Origin of the sequence: Pseudomonas parasichuanensis (assembly GCF_021601385.1) — a bacterium.
GTDB classification, from domain to species: Bacteria; Pseudomonadota; Gammaproteobacteria; order Pseudomonadales; family Pseudomonadaceae; genus Aquipseudomonas; species Aquipseudomonas parasichuanensis.
Genome location: NZ_BQHO01000099.1, coordinates 1 through 276, shown reverse-complemented (window position 1 = coordinate 276; position 276 = coordinate 1). Strand labels below are relative to the sequence as shown.

The window sequence follows — 276 nt, the reverse complement described above, 5'->3', positions numbered from 1 at the left end:
TCGAATCCGTCGCCGGTGGCGACAACTTCGAGAAACTGACCCTCGGCGACAATACCGTCACCACCTCGGTTACCGATGAACCGGGCAGCGGCGGCGGTACCGGCACTGGTAACGAAGGCGACAAGGTCAGCGTGACCATCGTCAGCAACGGCAACGTCACCGAAGACCAGCAGCCAAGCTTCACCGTCAAAGTCAGCCAGAAGCTGGATCAGGATCTGACCGTTACGCTGAGCAACGGCGCCAAAGTCGTGATTCCTGCAGGCCAGACCGAAGCCA

Annotated in this window: 1 protein-coding gene; it reads left to right on the top strand. The window is 60.1% G+C overall.

Annotated elements, in window-relative coordinates:
- Positions 1–276 (top strand): immunoglobulin-like domain-containing protein (locus tag L6D77_RS27120; RefSeq protein WP_236170239.1); only part of this gene is annotated, 276 nt, incomplete at both ends.